The organism is Endozoicomonas sp. (assembly GCF_031844845.1).
Classification (GTDB): domain Bacteria; phylum Pseudomonadota; class Gammaproteobacteria; order Pseudomonadales; family Endozoicomonadaceae; genus Endozoicomonas.
The window spans coordinates 1-23,118 of the sequence record NZ_JAVRMB020000111.1 but is presented as its reverse complement, the minus strand read 5'-3'; the positions used below and the strand labels follow the sequence as shown (position 1 = coordinate 23,118).

Here is a 23,118-nt window from a genome sequence, read left to right as displayed (position 1 = left end):
TGTTTGCCTATGGTGGCATTAATGGGGATATCGTGGTGGAGGATGGGAGTAGCTATGAGTTTGAACTGGGCGGTGTTCAGTTTCAGATTATCCCAACCCCGGGAGCCGAAGGCGATGATAATCTGGTGATGTGGATTCCAGAACAGAAAGCACTGTTTACCGGTGATGTCTTTGGTCCTTTATTCCCGATGGTACCTAATCTGTTTACCCTCCGTGGTGAGCGATTCCGTAACCCTGTCGCCTATATCGACTCGCTGGACACCATGGTAGAGCTGAAGCCCGAAATGATTCTTCCCAGTCATTTTGACCCTCTGACAGATGCTGAACAATTACAGAGTGATCTGGCCAAAATGCGGGAAGCGACCCGTTATATTCACGATGCCACCATTGCCGGGATGAATGCAGGAAAAACACTGTGGCAGTTAATGGATGAGGTTCGGCTGCCTGACGAAATCAACCTTAGTCAGGGGCATGGGAAGATTTCCTGGAATGTCCGCAGCATCTGGGAATATTACAGCACCTGGTTCCATTTTGAGTCTACGACTGAACTGTACTCCGTACCTGTCCGTCAACTCTATCCTGAGCTGGCTGGACTGATTGGTGGTGCTGAACCTCTGATGGCAAAGGCTGAAGAGCAGGTAAGTAATAACCAACCTGTTAAGGCACTGCATTATATCGAAATGGTTCTGGCTGGAGAGCCCGGTTATGAAGCAGCCTATGAACTGCGGTTGCAGGCACTGAATCAGCTGTTAAAGCATGCCTATGAGAATGGCAGTAACTTCAGTGAAACGGGATGGTTGAAGTCTCGTATTGCGGCAACGGAAAAGGATATTGCCGCGTTGTAGGTCGGTTTCCGAACGACAAAACAAGAAAACCCGGTGGCCATTATCTGGCTACCGGGTTTTTCTACAACGAGAGAAATATCAATCTCAGAGCTGCAGTTTTTTGGCAATCTGTTCAATGATCTTAGGTGCTTTCTTCACTGCATCCGCAACACCCACACGAACAATGGGCTTGCCACGGAAACGCTCTTCTTCCTTGATGGCGATATCCTTGGTCAGCAGGATGATATCCGCATCGCTTACATCATCCATTTCAATGCGGTTTTCAATACCGTAAGAACCCTGGGTTTCAATCTTCACTTCCCAGCCTTTATCTTTGGCGGCTTTTTCAAGGGCTTCAGCAGCCATGTAAGTATGGGCGACACCGGATGGGCAAGAAGTTACGGCCAGCATTTTCATGATACAGATTCTCTAAAAAATTCTTACAAAGAAAATGCTGCCTGTAGAATCCCTGTCATTTTCATGATTCTGTATCAGGCGGCATTTTCTGATTAAATATTTAAACGGTTAAGGCTTGTCCGGTCATGCTTATTCGAAGTCCAGCACCAGATCTTCGTCATCTGCCACGTCTTCTTCCGTGCGCTGGTCAATCGGCTTTTTCAGGAAGTTAACGATCAGGGCCGTGGTCGCAGCACCGACAACGGTAGCAAGCACATAACCCAGCTTACCTTCAACCACCGGCAGGACAATCCAGCCACCCCATGGTGCATGGTTAAGTACGTTCATATTGAAGGCGATAACGTTACCAACAATACCACCGGCAACAATAGCAGGGATAACACGCAGTGGATCGTTAGCGGCAAAAGGAATGGCACCTTCGGTGATACCAATCATACCCATCAGGCCTGCTGCACGACCGGCTTCACGTTCTTCGTCAGAGTATTTCTTTTTGGACAACAGGGTCGCCAGGAACATACCCAGAGGTGGCACACAGATGGCAACACCGACACCACCCATCAGATTTGGATGATCAAATACCTGTGTCTGGGCGAACAGGGTGGCAACCTTGTTGATCGGGCCACCCATATCGAATGCTGTCATACCACCAAGTATTACACCCAGAGCCGTTTTAGAGCCATCACCCATGCCGGACAACCAGCCATTCAGACCTTCCATCAAAGAAGCGATAGGCTGACCAATGCCCCAGATAACCATGGCAGATACAATAAAGGTGCCGCCTACTGGCAGGATGCCGTAAGTGGAAATAGCCTTCATATTATTAGGGAGTGGAATTCTTTTCAGCTGGTTAACAACGTAACCGGCCATGAAGCCCACCACAATCGCACCCAGGAAGCCGGTGCCGTTGGCATTGGCCAGATAGGCACCAATCATACCCGGAGCCAGTGCTGGACGATCACCAATGGAGTAAGCGATGTAACCACCAAGCACCGGAATAAACAGGGTAAAGCCTGCAATACCCATATCCCAGATACCGGTCAGGAAAATACCTTCCGGTTGGGCGCCTTTACCATTCAGCATTACCGACAGAGCCAGCAGTACACCACCGGCCACAATAAACGGCAGCATGTGACTGGTACCAGTCAGCAGGTGTCGCTTTAATATTGCGAGATCTTTTTTCATGATTTCCCCCCGGCCCGAATGGTCTGGCTTCCGGTTTTACTGGTTAAAAGAGGTTAAACACAACACATAAATAAGGTCTGGTTTTGTTGGGTGTGCTGGTTTCTCAAAAGCGAACAGCATCTAACCCAACCAAACATTGGCGTGTAATATAAAGGAGAATTTTGTTGTCAGAAATCTGTGAAATGATTCAGATACGGTACTTTTGTAACATTCGGCAGGATTCTTAATGCTTGTTGATTTGTATCAATATAATGATGTGGTTTGTTTATATGATGCGCGCTCCAGTGGTATAGCAGCATTATTAGTGAACAGTTTCAGTCAGATTAATCACCATATTGACCATTTTCTCAGCACCGCCACTTTCGGCTCGGTCTGGTTTGCCTCCCATACGGACAGCTACCCGAAAAATGCCTTTCTGGTTAAGTTCTCCCGAATGATCTACGTGCTGGAGGGTGAGTATCGAACGGCCATTGGGCATCAGGGAGAATACAAAGATATTGTCGTTCAGCCTGGCGAGGTGATTTATATCCCCGCTCAAACCTGGGATATACCGGACTGGCGCACGGATTGCCGGGCGCTGACCATCCTGTTTGGCCACTATCAGATCGGCATGAGTCTGACCCTCAGTACCCTGGCAGGAAAGGTTTCCGTTGATAAGGCGACCATCAATGATCCCCTGCAGCATGAAGGCTTTTATCTGGAAAAAATCCTTAATGACCTGGCCATCAGCCAGCGTGAAGGTTCTGCGGCCAAATGTGTTGCCGAAGGGTTATTGCGCTATTGTCGTGAAAAAACCGGTGAACAGTGTGAGCCGAGCCAGTCAGCCACTTACCATAAATGGCGAACCATCACCCTCTATTTGCAGAAGAATTTTGGTGCGGGTATTACCCGGGAGTCGGTGGCGCAGGAATACAATATCTCCCCTAATCATCTCTCCCGACTGTTTCGGGAGGAAGGCGGGCTGGGATTTAATGAATACCTGACTCTGGTGAGAATTGACCGGGCAAAGATGCTGTTAGGCCAATACCAGATGAATATGCTGGATATTGCCCTGAGAACAGGATTCAAGGACAGCAGTTATATGGGCAGGGTGTTTCGGAAGCACACCGGCATGACACCGGGAGAATACCGGGCCAGTTATGGGAGCTGATGGTAAATAATGTTTCCGAACTCGTTCCCACGGTCCCCCGAGTGGACGCTTGTACTTCCCTTGCTCCTGAACTCTGCGCGATACCCAGGCTCATTTTAGGATTGGGTCTTACTAAATGATCCGGATTTTACCTTTGCTTCCGGTGGATTTGCATCTACATTTAACCTATCAGCAGGTGATAGGTTAAAAGGTTGTGAATGTAGAAGCAGGTCTTGAAAACCTCTTATTTGCTGGATGGTGAAGAATTCACCGATGACAAGGGGTACAAAATCCTGATAGAGGTCAGGCAGGTAAAACCAGACGCTCGCCGCCCCCACGGGCTGAAATACAACCTGGTATTGCTTGATCGTTATGGTCAACGAATATTCGGTATGGATAATGCCCATGGCATAAAAGTAGTCAGGGGCAATCGGTATAGTGGGCATATTTATTGTTGGGACCATAAGCACCAAACCATTAGTGATAAAGGTACGCCCTATGAATTTTCAGATCCGGGAACGCTTATGGAAGATTTTTTTAAAGGCGCGGATGAAGCTATTCGTTTACTGGAGGGAGAAGAATGAACAAGGTAATGAAAATCGGCATCATGCCTAAAGAAGCCTACCGGGCAAGACTACTGGCCATTGCTAAAGGTCAATACACGCCGGTTCGTGGGGAGCCTAAAATCTGGTTTGAGTCTTTTCAGGCAGCCGCTCAGTTGCTCTCTAATGAGAATATTGAACTATTACGGCTGATGGCGAAAGCGAAGCCAGAGTCTATCAAGGCACTTTCCGAGTTAACGGGTAGAAAAGACAATAACCTGTCCAGAATCCTCAAGTCTCTTGAAAAACATAAAATTGTCCGGTTGGAAAAAACATCCGGTAACTGCAAAAAACCAGTACCGCTGGCCACCAGTTTTTGTTTTGAAAACAGGGAGCAGTATTATGTTTTCTGAGTTGTGCTTCCTTAGATTTCCGAGGGTGGGAAATAATGTTGATCTTTGTCAACTTACCATCAGTTAACTGGCTGAAATTAGAGCAATGATAGCTTTTTACCATTAATGATGGATTTTTAGGATTTTCGTTTGCAGCACTGATTCATAAGATGGGGTCTATTGATCACCATCCATTGGCCTCCAGAGAGCCATCAGCCACCAGAGAGCCATCAGCCACCAGAGAGCCATCAGCCACCAGAGAGCCATCAGCCACCAGAGAGCCATCAGCCACCAGAGAGTCAGTTATGAATATAGTTGCCGTGACCGCCTGCTCTACCGGCATCGCCCAGACCTACATGGCTGCCGATGTGTTGGAACATTGCGCCAGAACCCGCGGGCACACCATCAAGGTGGAAACCCAGGGAGCCCTGGGCATTATCAATCCCATTACTCACGCCGACCTGGGCGCAGCTGACCTGGTAATTCTTACCAGTGATGTAGCCATTGATAACATCAATCGTTTCGATGGCATCAAAACCGTTTCCGTCACCATAGACGACATTTTAACTGCACCACAGAAAATTATTGATGGTTTAACTAAACCCTGAATTCTGATTTCAGTATTAACTTTCTATTTTTTATATTTTTCAAAGCTGTCTATATCTCTATGAATAACATCACAACTTTCGAATTCCGTTTTCCATTACCTAACGGACTCCACGCCCGACCTGCTAACGCCATTATGGAAGTGGTAAAGCCCCTGGGTTGCCATGTTCGGATTACCAATCTTCGAAATCAGAAGATGGCAGATGCCAGCAGTGTTCTGTCGATGATTGCCTGCGATATTTCATTGAATGACCAGTGTCTTATTTCTATTGAAGGGCAATCTGAAGCTGAGGCGGTTAAGTCCGCACAGCAACAGCTGAAACAGTTTCTGGAAGGCCGTTTTCTGAGTTGTGATGATGCCCTGCCGGAACTAAAGGCAACGCAGCAACAGCCATTGCCCTACATGTTGAGACAGGAAAAAATGGATAGCTGGCGGGGAACCGCTGTCAGCGCAGGCGTAGCAACCGGCAAAGTCATTCATTTGGGAGAACCGGTTCTGACACTGTCTGTGGACTCTGTTCAGCAGGGTTCCGTTGGTGAAGAAAGGCAGCGATTCGACAGTGCGCGTCAACACTTGCTTGCGATTATGGAGCATCAGGCAGAAAGCAGCACCGGCGAAGAACAGGCCATCGTCAAGGCTCACCTGTCACTGCTTTGCGATCAGGAACTGAACAATAATCTGCAGAGTCAGCTGCTGGAAGGCCAGTCCATTCTGGCCGCTATTCTGACGACACAGGATTACTATGCCAACCTGATTGCCGAATCCAGCAATACGTATCTGCAAGAGCGGGTACTGGATATTCGTGATGTCTGCAGCCGTTTAATTGTTGAAGTGTATGGCACAGAAAGCTTCCAGACCTCGGATCAATCCCTGACGGAAGACAGTATCTGTATTGCCGATCATCTGGCACCCAGCCAGTTTCTGGCGCTGGACCGTAGCCTGCTGAAAGGTCTGGTGCTGGAGTCCGGTGGTTCAACCTCTCATACGGTGATATTGGCCCGCTCCTTTGGTATTCCTGTGCTTGTGGGTATAGAGCAGGCCAGAAACCATATCGCTGCTGGAGAAATTGCAATTCTTGATGCCGGCAACAGCCTGCTTGTTGCACGACCATCCGATTCTATTCATCGCTATTATCAGCTGGAACAGCAAAAGCTGGATCGCCTGAGTGCAAACCGTCAACAATATCTGAAGGTAAACGCCTGTACCGTTGATGGTCAGTCCATTGAAGTGGCTGCCAATATTGCCAGTGCGGAAGAAGCCGAAATTGCGTTTGCCAATGGTGCCGAGAGCATTGGTTTGTTCCGTACCGAAATGCTTTATATGGATCGCAACCAGCCACCTTCAGAAGAAGAACAGCTGGCCATCTACCGGCAGGCTCTTGAGCATGCCGGTGACCGCCCGGTGATTATCCGAACCATGGATATCGGTGGTGACAAACCAGTGGATTATTTCAATATTGGTGCTGAGGAAAACCCTTTCCTGGGATACCGGGCGGTGCGTATCTATCCGGAATACCTGGACTATTTCAAAGCCCAGTTAAGTGCCATTCTCCGTGCTGCCGTTTATGGTAACTGCAAAATCATGGTGCCTATGGTGGCAACGGTAGCTGAAGCAAAATGGTTACGTGAAACCTATAACGAAGTGATTGCAACCCTGACTGAACAGCAGGTGGCCCATAAGTCAGATGTTCCCCTGGGTATGATGCTGGAAGTACCGTCCTGTGCCTTTATTATTGATCAGCTGGTGCGTTACGTAGACTTCTTCAGTATTGGCAGTAATGACCTGACCCAGTATTTCCTGGCCGCAGACCGTGGCAATGCCAATGTGGAATATCTTTACGACTCTCTGAACCCTGCCTTCTTGCGACAGTTAAAGCATATTGTCGATGAAGTTCATAAGGTTGGCTCCTGGGTCGGTATGTGCGGTGAGTTTGCCGGTGACCCAACCCATATGCCGCTGCTTATTGGTTTGCAGCTGGATGAAATCAGCCTTGGCGCTCCCCGTATTCCGGAAGTGAAAGAAGCCATCCACGGCCTGAGTGCAGAGAGCTGCAAAGCCCTGCTGGCTGAAGCACTGGACTTGGAAACTGCCGAAGAAGTACGCACTCTGTTAAAGAAAAATCGGCAGGAAACCTCTGGCCAGCTGCCCATTTTGACCTCTGAAACGATTCTGGTTAACGCCGACTGTCGTACGAAAGCCGAAGTGATCAAAACCCTGATCGACAACCTTCAGGTGAATGGACGACTGATGGACAGTCAGGGCGCAGAAACCGCCATCTGGGAAAGGGAAGGTATCTCTCCCACCATGCTGGGCTTTGGTATTGCCATCCCCCACTGCAAATCCGACACCATCGCCGCCAACACCATCAGCATTATGAAACTGAAAGAACCGGTGTTGTGGAACGAAGGCGATGAGATGCTCACCGACACGGTGTTTATGTTGACGGTTCGCGCCAGTGATGCGGGCAATACCCATATGAAAATCTTTGCTCAACTGGCCCGGCGGATTATGCGTGATGAATTCCGCGCCTCACTGGCTGCCTGTGTAGATCAGCAGGAACTGATGGCATATATCAGTCAGGAACTGGAACTGTGACCATGACAAGAATCTTCTCTCTGGAAGGCAGTGTTCAGCATTATGAATGGGGTGGCCAGCAGTTCCTGCCGGAGCTGGTCAATCGGCCATTGGATGAACAGCCCTGGGCCGAACTCTGGCTGGGAGCACACCCAAAAGCACCTTCGCTGATAGACGGCAACAGTCTGTCAGTGATTATCAGTAACGAGTCAGAAGCGATGCTGGGCAGGGAAGTGGCAGAGAAGTTTGCGACACTGCCATTTCTGCTGAAAGTTCTGGATGTGGAGAAAATGCTCTCCATTCAGGTACACCCGACGCTGGAACAGGCCCGGGAGGGATTTGCCCGGGAAGAGCTGGCGGGCATTCCTGTGGATGCTCCCGGCCGGAATTACCGGGATGCTAACCACAAGCCGGAACTTATGGTGGCCCTGAGTGATTTCTGGTTATTGCATGGTTTTCGTACTGAAGCATCCGCCTGTACCGCTCTTCGCTTGCATCCGGAGCTGACCGGGCTGGCTGACCAGCTTGAAGCCGTGGGTATGGATGCTTTTTACCGGGAGGTTATGCTTCATCCGAATGACGACCTGTTAACGACCATGGCAGCATTGGCTAACCGGCTTGGACAATTGCCGGAAATCAGTAAGCACGAGCCTGATTACTGGTTTCTGAAAGCTGCTGATAGTGCTGGTGGCCAGCTGGAACCGGGGATGTTGTCGATCTATCTGTTGAACCTGGTGTTTATGCAGGAGGGCGAGGGGCTTTTTCAGGATGCCGGTATCCCTCACGCTTATCTGTATGGCCAGAATATTGAGATTATGGCCAACTCTGACAATGTGCTGCGAGCCGGGTTAACGCCGAAGCACATTGATGTTCCGGAACTGTTGTCGGTTATTCGCACCGAGGCTGTTCGTCCCCGGATTCTGAAAGGAACAATGGTGGCTGAAGCCCGGGTAAGCTATTCGGCTCCGGTGTTGGATTTTGCCCTTGAAAAAGTGGCGGTTCAGGAGACAACGGCACTGCATTGGCCAGCCCGGTCACAACCCATGGTGCTGCTGGTGATGCAGGGTGTGGTGACCATCAATGGTGATGTTACCCTGGGCCGTGGTGAAAGTGCTTTTGTTATGGTGGATACGGAGTTAACGCTGGACATTATGGCTGACAGCCAGCTCTTTGTTGCCAGCTCCAATTTACCAGAACCTGAGACTTATCAAAAAATACGACTGGAATATTAAGTCTGTCGATAAGGCTACGACTCTGAATGCGAGTCAAACCCTCCGAACTCGTTCCCACGGTCCCCCGTGGGAACGCATACCGCCCCGTCACCAATGTAACAATCAGAATGAAATTCCCGGGAATCAGGGCAAAGAGAGGTTGCTCCTCATGCGGGCAGCTCCGTAGGCATTCCCACGCAGAGCGAGGTTGTCGCAAAACTCAAAAGCAGGTTCCAATCCATGTAGGTCGGTTCCCCGTTCAGGGGAGCCGACTGTCTTTTCCCGTCGACAATTCCGATATTGAGGGGTGCATGGCGGTTGGTTCGGGTGTCGGCTAGCAAGCGAACCGACCTACGCAAAGGCTTCTTTAAATCCTGCTGGTGTCTGAACATCACCACCTTCAAAGCGGCAGCCTTCCTCGTCTCCCTGCTGATTCAGTGGCGCAATCACCTGCTCGGTGAATCTGGCACCATTAATCAGGATGTCATTAATCAATTCCTGGTCAGGTTGCTCACAGTTGTTCAGGGATGGGTAATGGCTGTCACTATCCAAGAGTTAAGGCGTAAGTTACATGAGCTGGGTACAAACTATAGTCAGGTGTTATTAGGTGTTCGACATGAAATAGCGAAAAAGTATTTACGCCAGAATAAACTGGCGTTGAGTGAGATTACTCAACTGTTAGGGTTTTCGGACCAGAGTAATTTCACCAAAGCTTTCAAACGGTGGCAGGCTGAGACACCTGTAGCGTTTCGTAAAAATACAGAAATAGCGGTGTAATCTGTTATTGGGCATACAGGGTCAGAGAGTCTGATCCGTTTGTTATAGATACTGTCAGTATTGTTATGGTTAAAAAACAGTACTTATAGGATAGTTTGAGTCGTACTCAATGTAATGAAAAGGATGTCATTATGTTAGGAAGGATTCGAACAGGGGCCAAGATAATGATAACAGTGATGAGTTTTCTGGGAAGTTATGAGGCCGGGATTGCATCTGAATCCGTGCTGGCTGCTCAGTATCGAAGCTTAAGCCAGCGATCTGATACCAGAAAGCATGATAATGAGCTTGCCTGCTAATGTCGTGAGTAAAGTCGGATGTCTTTTTCTATTTTCCACTGGCAGATTGATATTGAATAAAAGTCTCCGTGGAATGATTCAATAATATCTGTGATCAATGAAATCAGTCATAATTTTCCTGATGGTTGTCTCTATTGTGCTCTTTAATTTTTTTAATCCTGTTTCAGGACATTTCTATACAGGCTGACGGCTGAAGAGAAAGTAAAGTACAGGCACCACGATCAGTGTCAACAGTGTGGAGATTAGCAGACCACCAATAATCGTCAACCCCATGGGGGTCCACAGAGCCGAGTTTGAAAGTGTCAGTGGCAGTAGTCCGCCAATGGTGGTCACTGTCGTCAGTAAAATCGGGAGCAGGCGGGTTTGTGCTGATTCAAGAATCGCCTCTTTTAATGTCCGCCCTTCTTTGAGGAGCAGATTTGTGTAGTCAACCAGTATGATGGAATTATTGACCACAATACCAACCAGTGCGGTGAGGCCAATAAAAGCAGTGAATGAAAATGTGTAACCCGCCAGCCATAAGGCCAGAATCATGCCAGTAACGGCAAACGGGATGGCAGCGAATACCACGGCGGGCTGAGAGAAAGAATTAAACTGAAGCACCAGTATGGCAAAAATGCCGACAATGGCAATCAGCAACACTTTGCTCATGCCGGCAAACGATACTTTCCGTTGTTCCTGTTCTCCGCCTACCTGATAACTGATTCCTTCCGGCCATGGGTACTGATCCAGAAAGACGACAATGGCGTTGGTCACCGGCTCGGTTTGATATCCGGCCTGGATATCTGCTGTTACACGGGTCATCCGTTCGGTCATATGGTGTTGAAAGCGGGGCAGTGCGCTTTTCATTTGGAGGGCAACCAGTTGTTTGACGGGGATTAAATGACCGGTGGTGGACTTTACCATTATATGGTTAAAGTCCTCTATTCTGGGTCTGTGCTCACTGTTCGGGTACTCTCCCTGATAACGGACAATAATCGGGTAGTCTTTACCACTGTCATCTCTCAGGATACTGACCGCTACGCCCACAAGGCTGGCACGAATTACCTCATTAATGGATGGTATGGATACGCCAGCCATGGCCGCTTTTTCCCGATTGATATCGATATGAAGGTTAACCCTGGATTTATCAATCGGGTTATCAACATTCACCGTGCCGGGGGTGTTTATCATTATCTGTTCAACGGCCCGGGAAGCCGTCAGTACCTTGTTCAGATCATCACCAATCACCCGGATTGAAATCGGGGCTTCACAGGGTGGCCCCTGAAGCAGCTCTTTCACAATAATTCGTGCACCGGCCATATTGACAAACGCTGATCTCAGGTCGTCAACAAAGGGTTCAACCTCACTGAGTCTGCCAGATTTCAGTTTCACCACCAGTTGTGCATAATTAGGCACCTGTCGTTTTGGCAAAATATTGTAATAGACTCTTGGGTTATCTCTACCTATGTTTGTGGTAATAGAACGAACCATGGGGTGAGGCTTGATGGTCTTCTCAACGTCGATGGCCATTGCTTTGGTCTGGTCAAAGCTGGCACCTTCCGGCAGTTCTATATTGACCAGAATTATCGGTTTTTCAGCTTTTGGAAACAGGCTCACCCCAAGTTGCCTCGCCAGCATGATTGACCCGGCCACCATCACGACGGCAATAATCAGTACCTGCCACGGGTGTTTGAGCCCGTGAGTTAACAGGGGTCGATAGGTGCTACTGGCAAAACGCTGAATCAACTGCTGCAGAAATGGGGTTTTGGCATCTTCCGGCTGTAAGGCGGTACCGCCTTTTAGTAGCAGGCTTGCCAGCAATGGCGTCAATGTCAGGGCAATCAGTAAAGAGGCAATCAGAGTCAGAATTACGGTGACCGGCATGGAACGGAGAAATATGCCCGAACCGGATTGCAGGAACAGAACGGGGATAAAGGCGATGACTGTCGTCAATGTGCCACTGGTTATTGCCCAGCCAACCTGGCTGGTGCCTTTGGCAGCCGCTTCCCACGGATTGAACCCCTGTCTGAGAAAGCGACTGATATTTTCGGTGACGACAATGGCATTATCCACCAGTAATCCCAGGGCAATGACCAGACCGGCAATGGACATCTGTTGCAGGCCAAAGCCCAACAGATCAAGCCATGCCAGAGAAATAAGAATGGATGCCGGAATCGCCAGAATTATCACAACAGCGGACCGGACGCCGAGCAGGGCAAGCGTCATCAGGCCGACCAGCACCAGCCCCTGAAATAAACTGTCAAAAAACAGGGATGTCCGTTCATCCACCGATTCTGACTGATCGTGGGCCCGTTCGATATTGATACCTTTGGGAAGTTGCTCCTGAAATTGATTCAGCTCGGCCTGGAGTCCATCCATCATTTGGAAGATATTACTCCCTTCTCTTTGCACTACGCTGATAAACACCGCTTTCTTGTCGTTATAGCGGGCTTCATAGGTGGGCAGGGCATTGGTCAGTTTAATGCTGGCAATGTCTTCAATGTAAATAATATTGCCCGGGGTGGCATGCACCGGCGTTTTTTTTATTTGTTCTACTGTGCTGAATTCACCACTGGTTATCACCGTAAAACGTCTTTCCCCCCCAAGAATATGCCCGCCGGGCCGGTTGATGCCAGAGCGTTGGATGGCTTGCACCAGATCTTCCAGACCGATACCCAGTGCTTTCATTCTGGCCAGGTTCGCTTCAATATGCAGTTGTTGTTCGGGCAATGCCTCTACCGTGGCGCGTTTGACACCGGGCACTCTTGCAAAGCGTTTTTCAAGCTTTTCAGACAATTTTTTCAGTGTCAGGTAGCTGTGATCATCGGCGACCAGGGCTACCTGCAGTACATTTACGTCGCTGGGTGATACCCGGTCAATGGTAAGAATCGCGATATCATCTGGCAGTCGGTCTCTGATGCGGGTAATTTCTGAAACAACTTCAGCAAATTTTATCTGGGAATCGCTTCCGTATAAAAACTCCACTTGAATAACCGCAAGACCATCCTCGATATTAGCTTTCAGAACCCGGATATCAGCCAGCTCGTTGATGGCTTCTTCAATAGGATCAACGATGAGCCTCTCCATATCCAGCGGGCTGGTGCCGGGATAAAGCACTCTGACCATGGCGGCAGGGATTTCATACTGGGGGTCTTCTGATCGTGGCATGGTATTAATAGAAACAATACCTGATATTACCATCAGCAGAATAATGATCAATGTGAAGCGGTAATTTTGAATGGCAATGGCAGGAAGCTTCATGGCGTTGTCACCCAGGGGATGACCTTGACTGTATCGCCTTCTTTTAACAGTCCGGCTCCAGTAGTAATTAACTGGTCGCCCGGGTTCAAGCCGCTGGTGATGGCAGCAACTTCACCCTCAAGAAAGTCTATAGAGACGGTACGCAGTTCTGCAGTTTGTTGTTCAGGGTTAACAATCAATACATCAGCCGTTGGTTGCCGGTTATTCAATACGCTTTGAACAATGGCGGTTAATGGTATCAGTGCCACCGGATTGGCCTGAGCGGGTTGGATTTCAATCTTGCCAATAAAACCGGAACGAAGTTGATGTTTAATCTGTGGCTGGCTGCTTTTGATTTCGAACTCAATGTTAAATGTTCCCGTAGCACCTGTCGCCAGTGGAGTCATCTGGGTAATGAGGGCTGTGAACGGTTGACCGGGCAGTGCATCAAAATTAACCATTGCATTATCACCCAGTGCCAGTCGTACAATATTCTGATCAGTGACTCCGGCCCGAATCACCCAGCCTTTACTTTCGTCGGCAACAATAAGAACAGGCTGGTAAGGAGACACCTGCTCATTAGGTTCAACGTGCCGCTGCAGTACCAGTCCATTTGCCGATGCATGTATATTTGAATATGTCTTATTAAACTGGGCGATACGTAATTTGCTTTGGGCTACCGCCAGTTCGGTTTCTGAAGACTGGAGTTTTTCCAGGGAAAGCGCATTGTTGCTGTGTAATTGCTGAAAGCGTTGCAGGTTCTTATTGGCAAGGGACACTCTTGCTCTGGCCTCATCCACCTGAGCATTTATTTCATCCGGGGCAAGGCTGGCCAGCAATTGGCCTTTATTGATTTTCTCTCCAGCCTCAACAAGAATGCGTTCAACAGGCCCTGCTGTTTTAAAAGAAAGGGTTTGTTGTGATTTGTACGACAATATCCCGCTGGTGTGGACGCGTTGAGCATACTCCTGAAAATGAACAGTCTTTACTTTTACTGCAATGGGATGTTTATTTTCAGCGTGAATCGGCTCAATGTATGAAAAACAAAAAATAATTATGAAAAGGAATGCGCACTTGTTTTGAAATAAAAATTCACAATACATTTGAGTATTCCTCTAAGATGGTATTCGTTCTTCTTGGATTGGTACCTCATTTTATGGTGCTGTGTTATTAAGTAGGGAGGCATGCTGGAAAATATAGAACAATAATACAAATCCGGTAGAAATCAACTTGGAAAATAAAACTGGTTTTTGAATAATGATACGCTATCCTTTTGGAGCGCAAATCCTGACAGGGTAGAGCATTACATGTTAAAGGAATTTAGGGTTTTCTGATCAGGCACGGTTAGGTTCTGTTTTGAAGGAATAAAAAGAAAGAATCTTATTAAGGGGGGGTATGGAGCGTTATCAACAACAAGTAGTAGGAGCGCACAGGCAAGAGTTTGGTGCTACCCCTCGTGGTTCGTCCACATCCTCTCAAATTCAAGGTAAGTTGGGTGGGTATGTCGTCTCAGAGGGGGGGGGAGAAAGGTATCCGCAGAACGCTACATAGAGCAAACTGATTTACCGGTATTCATTCAATCTGGTGTTACTGAAAGAGAAGTTGTTAACAGGGATGTCACAGAGTCATTATTAAATGCAGGTGCAGAAAAGCCTTTAGAATCTGGCCCACTCAGTAGCAGTCAGCCAGATGATCATTTAGCAGCTCCACACTCATCAGAACACTATATAGATAGTAGGGATAATGCCGAGGTCTGTAAATCGGGCTGGCGATATGTTCGGCAGAGTGAGTCACCGGGAGAGTCAGAGCAGTTAGTAATAGGCGGGGGGGGCATCATAAGAAATCAGCAACATCAACATATTGATAAATCATCTGAGTTATTACGTAAGCTGCTTTATGTTAAGAGGCAGCTTGAGTGTATACCGGTAGAAAAAAGTTCCATAAATAATAAAAAGGCTGGAATAGTCAAGGGGGCGATGGGATTAACGGGAGGTGTATGTGGCTCATTATATTTTTTTGGTATGGCTGGAACCTCACCGACTCCACTTGGAGAAGTAGCATTATGGGGTTCACTTACAGGAACGGCACTTTTGCATGGAGGTAAAACGTTTAAAACGATTTTGGACGTTTCAGAGCAGTGGCCGGATTTTCAGAAAAAGAATTCGGTTGATAAAGCAAAAGTGGTTTGTAAGGAAGTGGGGGCGAGTTTGATTCCTTTTTTTGGATCATTGCCTGAGTCCGTTCTGGCTTATTTTGGTATTTATTACCGAACGGGTAACGTGCCGTTGGCATTAATAGCCGCCTGTTTATCATCTGCTGTTAGAACCAACACCTTCACTGCGTTAAGTAAAGAGATGGTTGGAACTTTAAGTGAAAGCAGAATGAAGGCACTTTATGGAATGACTGATAATGATATACGTCTATTGATTAAGAAGAGTAATGAACTTAATAAACTGTTAATAAAAGCATTTGATGAGGAGGAATCTGCTGGTGTCAAGGCTAGAGACCGGCAAATGGTTGTTTCTGAGGTTGATCAATTGATTGGTGATAGGCGGCTGATGCGGGATATTGCCAAAGTTATAAAACACATGGCTGAAAAAGATTCCGAGGTTACTGTTGTTGATGTAAGAGAGATTCTAAAATCTTCGAATGTTTTTGCCAGGTTTTCGGGAGCTGGTAAGTTTTCTGTGACTTTAATTTCAGCGGTATCAATTTTTATGCTTACCGCAGAGTTTATGGCTGCGCGATGCCTGGTTTCATCGGCAAGTGGCGATCATTTTCGTCTGAATGATACATCTCTTTTCAATCAGACAGCTATTGATTCTTATGATAATAATTTTGACTGTATTAACTATAGTCAGGATGTCTCTTTTGCTTGGAATACTGTATGTAATATATTTGGTTATGGTGGGGCAGTTTCAGCGACCATCTTAGGGCAATCATTATTATCTATTATAAATAAAGCAGCGAAAGGTGTTGATAACTTATATGTGGCTTTATGCGATAATGATTTTATAAAAGAGATTCAGGATGTTATTTTTGAGAACTGGAAAATTAAGCTCCCTGCATTTATGGTTTCTGTAGCTCTTGCTCTTTGTTATCGTACTATGGCGTCGTCTAATCTGGAGTACCTTGAAAAACTCAGAGATCTGGAAGATTGCGATATTGACGGTTTTGGCAGTTACCTTCCTTCAATACCTAAGGGTGGGCCCATTATAGTTAATGCCGCATTTTTTACTTCATTTGCTCTGTATTTTATTCCATTGATGATGATCTTTGGTTTAGTAAGTCGTGCATGTGGAAAAGACCATGAATTACATGATGGTTTTTCAGATGAATTAGAGGAGGCTGTTCAAGATGAAGTGGTTTAGTTGATCCGGTATCTGCTAAGGATGTTCATGGCTCATGAGGTTTATTTTTTGACTGTTTGTGTTTATAAAACATTGCTGAGTGTGTTCTATGGATTTGAACTGTTCTTAATTAATATTTAATCTGGCTGCATTGGGGAGCGGCTTGTATGTATTTAATGGTGTTTAACTTCTGCTCAAGGAAGTTGAAAAGCATATTCATGATTGTCTTTGTTTTTCAGCTTGCTCAATCGGGCTATTCTGTTTCAGGGAAAGAGTATAATATCGAGGTTTTTGCTCGATTTTACGAGGCAGAAATACCAATTAATGGAGGTAGGATTTATAAGATTAATTGGGTAGGTGAACTGGAATTTATGGGGCTCACCGATGAATATGGCATTCTTGAGTTTTTAGTTTCTGATGATCTGCCATTCAGTTTATTTATTGATGAAAATACTCTGGGTTATCTACCCCACAAGAAAATATTTTCAGGACTAATTGAACTGGATAAGAAAAACGGTAGTGTTATAGACAGGGTCACCTTTCAGGTCCCATTAGAATGGACTTACCTGCTTATTAAGCACAGCTTGTCACTGAGATTTAATACTCAATCTATCCAGACTGGATGTCATGTTGTTACAACTGTAACTTCTACAGGTGAGACATTTGAAAACTGTCCTCATGGACTGGAAGGTGTGAGTGTAAGCTTAATGCCGAGCCTTGAAGAATCGAGATATTACTTTGACATGATGAGGGTCTGGCCGGTTTGGTGTAAAACGGACATGGTATTTAATTTAGTTATCTACAGCTACTTTATTGCGATGTATAACTTCAGTAAACCCCTGTTGGCAAGGATTAATAATCAATTGCACGTTCCTGAACTATTGCCTTATTTATCACTGGACAGGACATCGAGAGATGGTGGTGTCATATTTGTAAATGTACCAGCCAGAGAAAAGCCCTACTTTATTCAGAGTTCTCATCCCCATTATATATTTCCCAAGATAAAATTTATCTGCAGGCCAGATACAATTATCAATATAAGCCCACCACAGGGGCCAAGGCCGTTGAGAGTTAGATTTAAACCGACATGAACTCTATTCGTTGTTATGATTTTCGGGTTTGTATACCCTTAACTTCGTATTCTTTACCCGAAGGGCCGGAAGAAAAACGAGCCTGAGATATAAGTATCTGGCCAACTATATTATCTTGAAAAACTATCATAGTCGGCTACCATTAGCAGAGCTTTTTAAGATAGACATTAAGCGGTCTCAAATCGCCAGCCAATAGAGATCAGCTTACTCTGGCAAGATCTGGCAAGATCTGGCAAGAGAGGAGGAGGTATATCAGCCGACAACCGAACCATCCGACATCTCCAAGCCTTGACGAGTGCATGGCGGCTGGTTCACGAGTCGGCTTCCTTCGGAAACCGACCCACGTCGAAACATGTGCAAGCCAACGAATACATCCTTGATGTCTACCGTAAGAGCAGGGCTTTCCTTGAGGGAAAAGCGTTCGGTTATTGCTATTAGTCGTCTTTTCCTCCAGTCAATTTCAGCGATGGCGGCTTATATTAAGTACCATTCCATGATGCTGAGGCATGGGTTATGGAGGAAATCTTCCAATGTTTTTTCTAATGGCTCTGGCTGTTACATGTGGTGCTGTTGGATATTTTGTCACAAGGTTTCAGTGGGCAGCCTGGTTATTACCTGTAACCCTGATAGCGTTATTCTTTTTCAATGTTATTTTTGTAAACATTGAAATAAGGCTGTTCAGTTGGGTTAAGGTCCTGACTCTGGCTTTTAGTATAATCTGGGTTAATCTCTTCCGCTTCACGTCTCTTGGTACCAGCAGGCGGTAAAATTTATATGGGTTCTTTTGGCTCTCAATATTCTGGAAGCGGTTGTAAGCGATTTTCAGCGAGACTTTATCATGAATGCTGTCTTGGGTATTGGGCTCGTAGCTACCTTGGGAAGTTATAAGCTGATTCATAAATCATCTGACCATGACCAATGCATGATTTGGCCCATAGAAAGGCTTTGGGTTGTAGCTTATAGCGCGTGGAATTTGGCATTTGTGAGTCGTATGTATCCTGGTCATTATTCTGATCATTTTGTGATTCTTGGAATCCCAATTATATTTATGATCTGGTGCAATGGATTATAGCTTCAGACAAGAGCATATATTCTATCCCTCTATGCTTTAGCTATTATTACGTTGGAAAAGGGCGGCTATCAAATTCAGTGGCCGGACTCTATCGGAAGTATGTCACCGCTTATTTATAATCTTATTGTCTCAGTTGCTTACTGTTGTCTTGGAATCATTGTTGTTAAAAACTTTTTGACGAAAAAGAAATTAAGTAACGAGGAAACTTACGACCCGCCGGATTAAAAATCAACCTTGTAATAATCAATGCCAAACAAAGGAATATTTAGTGATCGCCATTTTGCTGGCTGTTGGGCTCACACTTATGTTGTTAGAGAGGCTGTTCCCTGATCAGACGCTGCCGAAGGTGGCCACATGGTGGATCAGGGGCATCATAGTTAATATATTCCAGCTGGGTGTGGTGATGCTGGGAGTGTATACTTGGGATCTCTGGCTTCAGGGGGTATCTCTATTCTCTCTATCAGACTCTCTGTCTCCCGCACTAGCAGCACTTCTAGTCTATTTTTTTATCACCTTCGTCTTTTACTGGTGGCACCGGTTTCGTCATGACTCCTATCTTATATGGCTTCTTGTTCACCAGTTTCATCACAGCCCGGCCAGGGTTGAGACCATCACGACTTTCTACAAACACCCATTAGAAATGATCATCGACGGCATCATCATTGCGATCATTAATTGTACGTTGTTTGGTCTGGATATCGCAGCAGTGGCCTTTGTAACTCTCTTCACGGGGTTGGTGCAACTCTTCTCCCACATGAATATCAAAACACCCCACTTTGTAGGCTATTTTTTTCAAAGGCCGGAAATGCATCGCATCCATCACAAACGTTCCTACCATTACCAGAATTTTTCTGATCTTCCATTGTGGGATATGTTATTCGGTACCTTTTATAATCCAAAGACCTATCAGGGTCTCTGTGGATATAAAACAGGGCGGGAGCAGAGGGTCTTTGATATGTTATGTTTCAGGGATGTGAATAATAAAACCTCTTTTAAAAAAAAATGAATTTATACGTGACCAATCAATCAGGTGAACGTTGACAACACATGAGAATTGACTCATACGACATCGGGTTTTCGATAACCCTGATTTTAAATAGGTTGGTAGTTGTCCGGTGAAACAAACACCTGGGTGGTAAAGACCAAGTCAGCGAAAGGTGTATTATTAAAATGCATTTCCACAAAGCTGGCGGCCCACCCGTGTTCCTGTTGGGGGAGTTGTATATTGCCACTAAAGCCCTTGCGGTGAGATTTAAATTTCACCCTTGTGCGAATGTAGGGTGAGAGGTCGGTATTCGATTCTATCCTTCGAAAATCTCTTCCAGATTTGTTAGTGGCCTGCCAGAGCCAGGCTTCCTTTGGCCGTTGGGAAGTCTTGATATTCAGTGATTTGCCTTCCTGATTCCATGTAACCCCGGGCAGTGTGCGATTTTGAATAAAAGCACCGTAGAATGATTCAGTCAGGTCGGTAATCAATGAAACATTATCCCTGTTTATATAATGGCCCTGGTTGGGGAGGACTCTCATCCACTTTTCCCCGGGCAAATCATCAAAAAATACTTTGCTGGTATCGGGAGGCATAAAATGGTCACCGGATGCAGTCACCATGAACTTGGGCAGGCTGAGAAATTGTTTGTATTGATAAGGATCAATGATGGAAGTTAACTGATCCATTTCAGGTTTGTCGAACTTTGCTCTTAGTGGCAGGTAGGGGGCGATCGCAGGATTGCCTTCCGGGTAGACACTGAAAAAATGGTCAATCATCTCTTTCATGTTCATAAAGTCAGCGACCTGGGGAATCAGGGCAACGACCCGGTTATCCTGAGTGGCTGCCAGAGAGGCCGTCCACCCTCGCTTGGACCCCCCGGCAAGAACAAAACCGCTGATAGTCACTTTGCGCTGTTGCAGGATTTCCTCACTGGCATTCATGCTGGCAATGGCGGCTTTCACCATGGGCAGTTGCAGAGGCCAGTGGTAGTTTTTCCGGGGATTGTCCAGAAAAAGCTTCCATGTGTGGGCGACAAGGTTATCTTCCTTTAAAGGGAGCGTATTCTTAAACTGAAGAAACTGATTGGGTACATCTTTAAGGTCAATAACAATGGATTGGGTTCGGGCTGCTATCCTGGCAAAGTCCAGATCGGGTTCTGGCGGTATCTTCTCTAACTGGCTGGTTGGATGAATAATACCTCCATTGATATAGAGCAGTGCTGTATCAAACTTCAGGTTTTCCGGATGGTAGATGGTTAACCGGTGTTGCCATAAAGCGAAATCAACCGGCACTTTTTTTTCCGGCTGCCAGCGCAGTGAGGTCAGATCAGCATGAATGATGGAAACACCGGTGGATCGGCCATCATGATGAACCGTTTTTAATGAGTTCCGGGCAATAGTCCAGCCAGAATCAGGCTCTTCTTTGAGAAGATAGCAGGGAAGAATATGTTCCATATGATCTATTAGCCAGTTATGACTGCACTGTGACGGCGTATCCCTTAGAGGGTTCCCAGCCGATATTGCTATCGCTGACAGGGCCAGAGTGCATGTGATGAACCAGCGTATTATTGTTTTCATCCAAGTTTATATTTAGTCGGGTTGTTCATAATTCCAACTAATAACATAGCCTACTTTGACGCAGGTGAAACTATTGGTACATGCTTTCAACGCATTTGACAGGTAGGTTGGGTCGAACGGAGTGAGCCCCAACAATTTACCGATGATTGCGGATAGTTTGTTGGGGCTCGCATTCGCTCGACCCAACCTACGTCTTCAATGAGAAACCATGTGCTGGTACAAGTAACTTTTTCAACGTTTTGCTTATTTTGGGTGAGGCTGACTATTTGCTTGCTGCCCTGGTTTGAGTACTATTTGCCTCTCTATCAATAGCAGGCAGGATGTGGGTCCCATGGCGCGATTTTTTACCAGTGATAATGCTTCCGGTGTCTGTCCGGAAGTTATGAGTGCTTTGGTCGCCGAAAATGCTGGCCATGCCGGAGCTTATGGCAATGATGCCCTGACCTGTGAAGCCATTGAGATGGTCAAACAAGCCTTGGGAAGACCGGCAGAAGTGTTCTTCGTTTATAACGGAACGGCCGCAAATACCCTGGCCTGTAAAGCAGCACTGCGCAGCATTGACAGTATTGTCTGCCCGGATACTGCCCATATTGTGACCAATGAAGTCGGGGCTCCGGTTAATGCCACCGGTAGCCGGGTGATTACGGTCAAGTCTACTCATGGAAAGATAGTGCCAGAGCAGATTCTAAAAGCCAGTCAGGATGAAAGCTGGTGGGGAATGCATGCGACCCGTCCAAGGCTGGTGAGTATTTCCCAGTCTACCGAGTGGGGAACGGTTTACTCGCTGGATGAGCTTGCAGCTATTAAAACGGTCTGTACTGAGCTGGGTATGTTGCTGCATGTGGATGGTTGCCGTATTTACAATGCCGCAGTGGCGCTTGATTGCACCCTGGAAGAAATGTGCGAGCACATTGATATTCTCTCTCTGGGCGGAACCAAAAACGGGCTGATGTTTGGCGAGGCGCTGGTCTTTTTCAATACTGAAGCTGCCGATGGTTTCCTGCATTTAAGGAAACAGGGGCTTCAGCTTCATTCCAAAATGCGTTTTATCAGCGCCCAGTTCAAGGCGCTTTTTACCGATGAACTTTGGAAGAAGAATGCTGCCCGGGCTAATAGTATGACGAGCCTGCTGGTTGAAGGGTTGAGCCAGTGCCCGGATATTGAGCTGGTTTGTCCGGCGGAAACCAATCAGGCCTTTTTCTCAATCCCTACAGAGTTGGCGGTGCAGCTACAGGCGATAAAAGACTTCTATCAAAATGGGCCGCAGCCTGGTGTGTATCGGATGGTGACTTCTTTCGACACAACGGAAGAAGAGGTAAAGTCTTTTGTGCAGGAAGCAAAGGTACTGAACGAGCGATGGTGTAAAGCCTGATGCTGGTATCCCTGCATTTTTCAAAAGAACCATCATAGACAAAATAAAGAAAGGAGTTTTGGTTTGACGGTATCTACACAGTCAGAAGCGTCCTGGCAAGAGCCCGGTTTTATCCACGCTTTTGTTACCCTCGCCGCTATTATCAGTGTCATCAGTATTGGCCTGTTTTTTCTGGAAACGAGCCTGCATAGCCTGATTCTGATTGCATTACTTATTGCATCCGTCAGTGCTCTTACCCTTGGCTATGATTTTCGGTCAATTCGGGATGCCATGAATTCCGGTATCACCGGCGCACTCACTGCCATTTATATATTTATTTTGATTGGTGTTTTGATTGCGGCCTTTATTCAAAGCGGCACTCTGGCAACCCTGGTTTACTACGGTATTGAGTTCGTCAGCCCGGCAATTTTCTTGCCCGCCGGTTTGATTCTCTGCAGCTTAATGTCCCTGGCTACCGGCACCAGCTGGGGAACCGTTGGCACCATTGGCGTTGTC

General features: G+C 46.7%; 21 protein-coding genes. 15 read left to right on the top strand and 6 right to left on the bottom strand.

Annotated features, from left to right (window positions below):
• A partial coding sequence (locus RM811_RS05330) for an alkyl sulfatase dimerization domain-containing protein (RefSeq protein ID WP_402521528.1) occupies positions 1 to 845 on the top strand: 845 nt, incomplete at its 5' end.
• Positions 846 to 929: 84 nt separating this feature from the next.
• Here RM811_RS05330 and RM811_RS05325 read toward each other — a convergent pair.
• A complete protein-coding gene (locus RM811_RS05325) occupies positions 930 to 1,241 on the bottom strand; it encodes a PTS fructose-like transporter subunit IIB (RefSeq protein ID WP_402521526.1) in 312 nt (103 codons plus the stop codon).
• A 129-nt stretch (positions 1,242 to 1,370) separates the two neighbouring features.
• On the bottom strand, positions 1,371 to 2,423 hold the full coding sequence (locus tag RM811_RS05320; RefSeq protein WP_402521524.1) for a PTS fructose transporter subunit EIIC: 1,053 nt from the start codon (positions 2,421 to 2,423) through the stop codon (positions 1,371 to 1,373).
• A 226-nt stretch (positions 2,424 to 2,649) separates the two neighbouring features.
• On the opposite strand from RM811_RS05320, the gene RM811_RS05315 reads away from it, so the two are divergent.
• The 6 genes from RM811_RS05315 (at position 2,650) to manA (ending at position 8,899) form a co-directional block, all read left to right on the top strand.
• Positions 2,650 to 3,573 (top strand): helix-turn-helix domain-containing protein, encoded by a 924-nt coding sequence (locus RM811_RS05315; protein WP_402521522.1) that lies wholly within the window; start codon positions 2,650 to 2,652, stop codon positions 3,571 to 3,573.
• Between the two features lie 212 nt (positions 3,574 to 3,785).
• On the top strand, positions 3,786 to 4,136 hold the full coding sequence (locus RM811_RS05310) for a hypothetical protein (RefSeq protein ID WP_402521520.1): 351 nt from the start codon (positions 3,786 to 3,788) through the stop codon (positions 4,134 to 4,136).
• Positions 4,133 to 4,507 (top strand): transcriptional regulator, encoded by a 375-nt coding sequence (locus tag RM811_RS05305; protein ID WP_402521518.1) that lies wholly within the window; start codon positions 4,133 to 4,135, stop codon positions 4,505 to 4,507. Before RM811_RS05310 ends, RM811_RS05305 begins: the two co-directional genes overlap by 4 nt.
• 284 nt (positions 4,508 to 4,791) lie before the next feature.
• Positions 4,792 to 5,094 (top strand): PTS fructose transporter subunit IIB, encoded by a 303-nt coding sequence (locus tag RM811_RS05300; RefSeq protein ID WP_402521517.1) that lies wholly within the window; start codon positions 4,792 to 4,794, stop codon positions 5,092 to 5,094.
• A gap of 59 nt (positions 5,095 to 5,153) precedes the next feature.
• A complete protein-coding gene (gene ptsP, locus RM811_RS05295; RefSeq protein WP_402521515.1) occupies positions 5,154 to 7,688 on the top strand; it encodes a phosphoenolpyruvate--protein phosphotransferase in 2,535 nt (844 codons plus the stop codon).
• Between the two features lie 2 nt (positions 7,689 to 7,690).
• Positions 7,691 to 8,899, top strand: a complete 1,209-nt coding sequence (gene manA / locus RM811_RS05290; RefSeq protein WP_402521512.1) for a mannose-6-phosphate isomerase, class I — start codon at positions 7,691 to 7,693, stop codon at positions 8,897 to 8,899.
• Between the two features lie 330 nt (positions 8,900 to 9,229).
• On the opposite strand, the gene RM811_RS05285 is transcribed toward manA, so the two are convergent.
• On the bottom strand, positions 9,230 to 9,373 hold the full coding sequence (locus RM811_RS05285; protein ID WP_402521509.1) for a hypothetical protein: 144 nt from the start codon (positions 9,371 to 9,373) through the stop codon (positions 9,230 to 9,232).
• Positions 9,374 to 9,412: 39 nt separating this feature from the next.
• On the opposite strand from RM811_RS05285, the gene RM811_RS05280 reads away from it, so the two are divergent.
• Together RM811_RS05280 and RM811_RS05275 are read left to right on the top strand one after the other, a co-directional pair.
• Positions 9,413 to 9,655: a helix-turn-helix domain-containing protein gene (locus RM811_RS05280; protein ID WP_402521506.1), complete on the top strand. Its 243-nt coding sequence runs from the start codon at positions 9,413 to 9,415 to the stop codon at positions 9,653 to 9,655.
• A 164-nt stretch (positions 9,656 to 9,819) separates the two neighbouring features.
• Complete coding sequence (locus tag RM811_RS05275) at positions 9,820 to 9,951, top strand: hypothetical protein (RefSeq protein ID WP_402521504.1); 132 nt, start codon at positions 9,820 to 9,822, stop codon at positions 9,949 to 9,951.
• A 174-nt stretch (positions 9,952 to 10,125) separates the two neighbouring features.
• Here RM811_RS05275 and RM811_RS05270 read toward each other — a convergent pair whose 3' ends face one another.
• The gene (locus RM811_RS05270) at positions 10,126 to 13,194 is read right to left on the bottom strand and encodes an efflux RND transporter permease subunit (protein ID WP_402521503.1); all 3,069 of its coding nucleotides are present in this window, start codon (positions 13,192 to 13,194) and stop codon (positions 10,126 to 10,128) included.
• On the bottom strand, positions 13,191 to 14,276 hold the full coding sequence (locus RM811_RS05265; protein ID WP_402521501.1) for an efflux RND transporter periplasmic adaptor subunit: 1,086 nt from the start codon (positions 14,274 to 14,276) through the stop codon (positions 13,191 to 13,193). Before RM811_RS05265 ends, RM811_RS05270 begins: the two co-directional genes overlap by 4 nt.
• A gap of 873 nt (positions 14,277 to 15,149) precedes the next feature.
• Between RM811_RS05265 and RM811_RS05260 the strand changes: the two genes are divergently transcribed.
• The 4 genes from RM811_RS05260 (at position 15,150) to RM811_RS05245 (ending at position 19,692) form a co-directional block, all read left to right on the top strand.
• Positions 15,150 to 16,544 (top strand): hypothetical protein, encoded by a 1,395-nt coding sequence (locus RM811_RS05260; protein ID WP_402521499.1) that lies wholly within the window; start codon positions 15,150 to 15,152, stop codon positions 16,542 to 16,544.
• 146 nt (positions 16,545 to 16,690) lie between these two features.
• A complete protein-coding gene (locus tag RM811_RS05255; RefSeq protein ID WP_402521497.1) occupies positions 16,691 to 17,614 on the top strand; it encodes a hypothetical protein in 924 nt (307 codons plus the stop codon).
• 838 nt (positions 17,615 to 18,452) lie between these two features.
• Positions 18,453 to 18,686 (top strand): DUF5692 family protein, encoded by a 234-nt coding sequence (locus tag RM811_RS05250; protein WP_402521530.1) that lies wholly within the window; start codon positions 18,453 to 18,455, stop codon positions 18,684 to 18,686.
• A gap of 268 nt (positions 18,687 to 18,954) precedes the next feature.
• On the top strand, positions 18,955 to 19,692 hold the full coding sequence (locus tag RM811_RS05245; RefSeq protein WP_402521496.1) for a sterol desaturase family protein: 738 nt from the start codon (positions 18,955 to 18,957) through the stop codon (positions 19,690 to 19,692).
• Between the two features lie 86 nt (positions 19,693 to 19,778).
• Here the strand turns inward: RM811_RS05245 and RM811_RS05240 are convergent, their stop codons facing one another.
• Positions 19,779 to 21,251, bottom strand: a complete 1,473-nt coding sequence (locus RM811_RS05240; protein ID WP_402521494.1) for a PhoPQ-activated protein PqaA family protein — start codon at positions 21,249 to 21,251, stop codon at positions 19,779 to 19,781.
• A gap of 331 nt (positions 21,252 to 21,582) precedes the next feature.
• On the opposite strand from RM811_RS05240, the gene RM811_RS05235 reads away from it, so the two are divergent.
• Together RM811_RS05235 and RM811_RS05230 are read left to right on the top strand one after the other, a co-directional pair.
• A complete protein-coding gene (locus RM811_RS05235) occupies positions 21,583 to 22,623 on the top strand; it encodes a threonine aldolase family protein (protein WP_402521492.1) in 1,041 nt (346 codons plus the stop codon).
• 63 nt (positions 22,624 to 22,686) lie between these two features.
• A partial coding sequence (locus tag RM811_RS05230; RefSeq protein ID WP_402521489.1) for a Na+/H+ antiporter NhaC family protein occupies positions 22,687 to 23,118 on the top strand: 432 nt, incomplete at its 3' end.

Excerpts from the sequence above, each read along its gene's own strand:
- RM811_RS05325 (WP_402521526.1), bottom strand. The coding sequence starts at position 1,241 with ATGAAAATGCTGGCCGTAACTTCTTGCCCATCCGGTGTCGCCCATACT.
- RM811_RS05320 (WP_402521524.1), bottom strand. The coding sequence starts at position 2,423 with ATGAAAAAAGATCTCGCAATATTAAAGCGACACCTGCTGACTGGTACC.
- RM811_RS05315 (WP_402521522.1), top strand. The coding sequence starts at position 2,650 with ATGCTTGTTGATTTGTATCAATATAATGATGTGGTTTGTTTATATGAT.
- RM811_RS05305 (WP_402521518.1), top strand. The coding sequence starts at position 4,133 with ATGAACAAGGTAATGAAAATCGGCATCATGCCTAAAGAAGCCTACCGG.
- RM811_RS05300 (WP_402521517.1), top strand. The coding sequence starts at position 4,792 with ATGAATATAGTTGCCGTGACCGCCTGCTCTACCGGCATCGCCCAGACC.
- ptsP (WP_402521515.1), top strand. The coding sequence starts at position 5,154 with ATGAATAACATCACAACTTTCGAATTCCGTTTTCCATTACCTAACGGA.
- manA (WP_402521512.1), top strand. The coding sequence starts at position 7,691 with ATGACAAGAATCTTCTCTCTGGAAGGCAGTGTTCAGCATTATGAATGG.
- RM811_RS05280 (WP_402521506.1), top strand. The coding sequence starts at position 9,413 with ATGGCTGTCACTATCCAAGAGTTAAGGCGTAAGTTACATGAGCTGGGT.
- RM811_RS05275 (WP_402521504.1), top strand. The coding sequence starts at position 9,820 with ATGATAACAGTGATGAGTTTTCTGGGAAGTTATGAGGCCGGGATTGCA.
- RM811_RS05270 (WP_402521503.1), bottom strand. The coding sequence starts at position 13,194 with ATGAAGCTTCCTGCCATTGCCATTCAAAATTACCGCTTCACATTGATC.
- RM811_RS05265 (WP_402521501.1), bottom strand. The coding sequence starts at position 14,276 with ATGTATTGTGAATTTTTATTTCAAAACAAGTGCGCATTCCTTTTCATA.
- RM811_RS05260 (WP_402521499.1), top strand. The coding sequence starts at position 15,150 with ATGGGATTAACGGGAGGTGTATGTGGCTCATTATATTTTTTTGGTATG.
- RM811_RS05255 (WP_402521497.1), top strand. The coding sequence starts at position 16,691 with ATGTATTTAATGGTGTTTAACTTCTGCTCAAGGAAGTTGAAAAGCATA.
- RM811_RS05250 (WP_402521530.1), top strand. The coding sequence starts at position 18,453 with ATGAATGCTGTCTTGGGTATTGGGCTCGTAGCTACCTTGGGAAGTTAT.
- RM811_RS05240 (WP_402521494.1), bottom strand. The coding sequence starts at position 21,251 with ATGAAAACAATAATACGCTGGTTCATCACATGCACTCTGGCCCTGTCA.
- RM811_RS05235 (WP_402521492.1), top strand. The coding sequence starts at position 21,583 with ATGGCGCGATTTTTTACCAGTGATAATGCTTCCGGTGTCTGTCCGGAA.